Consider the following 2,131-nt stretch of genomic DNA (forward strand, 5'->3'; position numbering starts at 1 on the left):
ACTGACCGCCTGTAGGCTCTCCTGAAACTGGGGCTTGTGCTTTGCGGTACAGGCCCCAATTCATTGCAAGTACAGTACAAACATCTCTGGAGAAAAATTGATGATTCGAAGCAGTATTTATGGGGGTGCCTATGGCAACCCGCAAGCGGGCAGCCAGGACACGCAAGGCTTGGGCATGGTGCCCATGGTGATCGAGCAGTCGGGCCGGGGCGAACGTTCTTACGACATTTACTCGCGCCTGCTGAAGGAACGTGTCATTTTTCTGGTCGGCCCGGTCAATGACCAGACCGCCAATCTGGTGGTGGCGCAGTTGCTGTTTCTGGAAAGCGAAAATCCTGACAAGGATATTTCTTTCTACATCAATTCGCCCGGCGGCTCTGTCACGGCGGGCATGGCGATTTACGACACCATGCAGTTCATCAAGCCCGATGTGTCCACCCTCTGCGTGGGCATGGCCGCCAGCATGGGCGCGTTTTTGCTGTCGGCAGGCGCCAAAGGCAAGCGCTTTACCTTGCCCAATTCGCGCGTGATGATTCACCAGCCTTCGGGCGGCGCGCAAGGCCAGGCCACGGACATCGAAATTCATGCCCGGGACATCCTGAAAACGCGTGACCAGCTCAACCGCATCATGGCGGCGAACACCGGCCAGACGATTGAAAAAATTGAGCGCGACACCGAGCGCGACTATTTCATGTTTGCCGACGAAGCCAAGGACTACGGCGTGGTCGATCAGGTTATCTCCAAGCGTCCCTAAGCGCTCAAAAGCTTCCAGTTGCACGGCAGCAACGGCGTTTTCTGTGCCGGAAACGCCGTTTTTTTATTGGTTATCATTAGCCATCAGTTCCCCCAGGCACCTTAAAGGCACCCCATCAATGGCCGAGAAAAAAGGCTCCTCAAGCGAAAAGACTTTGTACTGCTCCTTCTGCGGTAAAAGTCAGCACGAAGTTAAAAAGCTGATTGCAGGTCCGTCAGTTTTTATTTGTGACGAGTGCATAGATCTTTGCAACGAGATCATCCGTGACGAACTGCCCGCTGGCTTGGATGCGCGCGAAACGCGCACCGATTTGCCTACGCCGGCGGAAATCAAGGCAACACTGGACGGCTACGTGATTGGCCAGGACCCGGCCAAGCGTACGCTGGCCGTTGCCGTGTACAACCACTACAAACGCCTGCGTCACAAGGACAGCCCCAAAAAAGACGATGTGGAGCTGACCAAGAGTAATATTTTGCTGATTGGCCCCACGGGTTCGGGCAAGACCTTGCTGGCTCAAACGCTGGCGCGTACGCTCAACGTGCCTTTCGTCATGGCTGATGCCACCACCCTGACCGAAGCCGGTTATGTGGGTGAAGACGTTGAAAACATCATTCAGAAATTGCTGCAAAGCTGTAACTACGAAGTCGACCGCGCCCAGCAGGGGATCGTGTACATCGACGAGATCGACAAGATTTCCCGCAAATCCGACAACCCTTCCATCACCCGTGACGTGTCGGGCGAAGGGGTGCAGCAGGCGCTGCTCAAGCTGATTGAAGGCACGATGGCCTCAGTGCCGCCGCAAGGCGGGCGCAAGCACCCAAACCAGGATTTCCTGCAGGTCGACACCACCAATATTCTGTTTATTTGCGGTGGGGCTTTCTCGGGGCTGGAAAAAGTCATTGAAAACCGTACCGAGGCGTCGGGCATTGGTTTTGGCGCAGCCGTCAAAAGCAAGAAAGCGCGTACCCTGACCGATGCCTTCAAGGAAGTCGAGCCCGAAGATCTGATCAAGTTCGGCCTGATCCCCGAGTTGGTGGGCCGCATGCCGGTGGTCGCAACATTGGCCGAGCTCAGCGAAGACGCGCTCGTGCAAATTTTGACAGAGCCCAAAAATGCGGTGGTCAAGCAGTTCAGCAAGCTGCTCTCCATGGAGGGCGTGGAGTTGGAGATTCGGCCCTCTGCCCTGAAAGCGATTGCCCGCAAGGCCCTGGCCCGCAAAACGGGTGCGCGCGGCTTGCGCTCTATTCTGGAGCAGTCACTGATCGACACCATGTTCGATCTGCCCAACGTCAGTAATGTCGAAAAAGTCGTGGTGGATGAGTCCACGATCGAAGAGAACAAGGCACCACTGCTGGTGTACCGCGAAACTGCGAAGAA

Annotated in this window: 2 protein-coding genes; both read left to right on the plus strand. The window is 55.8% G+C overall.

Annotated elements, in window-relative coordinates:
- Window positions 1-100 precede the first annotated feature (100 nt).
- A complete protein-coding gene (gene clpP / locus Q8K05_RS05330; RefSeq protein ID WP_305245482.1) occupies window positions 101-754 on the plus strand; it encodes an ATP-dependent Clp endopeptidase proteolytic subunit ClpP in 654 nt (217 codons plus the stop codon).
- Window positions 755-872: 118 nt separating this feature from the next.
- Window positions 873-2,131 (plus strand): ATP-dependent Clp protease ATP-binding subunit ClpX (gene clpX / locus Q8K05_RS05335; RefSeq protein ID WP_305245483.1); only part of this gene is annotated, 1,259 nt, incomplete at its 3' end.

Source organism: Polaromonas sp., from assembly GCF_030682935.1.
Classification (GTDB): Bacteria; Pseudomonadota; Gammaproteobacteria; order Burkholderiales; family Burkholderiaceae_C; genus Polaromonas.

Excerpts from the sequence above, each read along its gene's own strand:
- clpP (WP_305245482.1), top strand. The coding sequence starts at position 101 with ATGATTCGAAGCAGTATTTATGGGGGTGCCTATGGCAACCCGCAAGCG.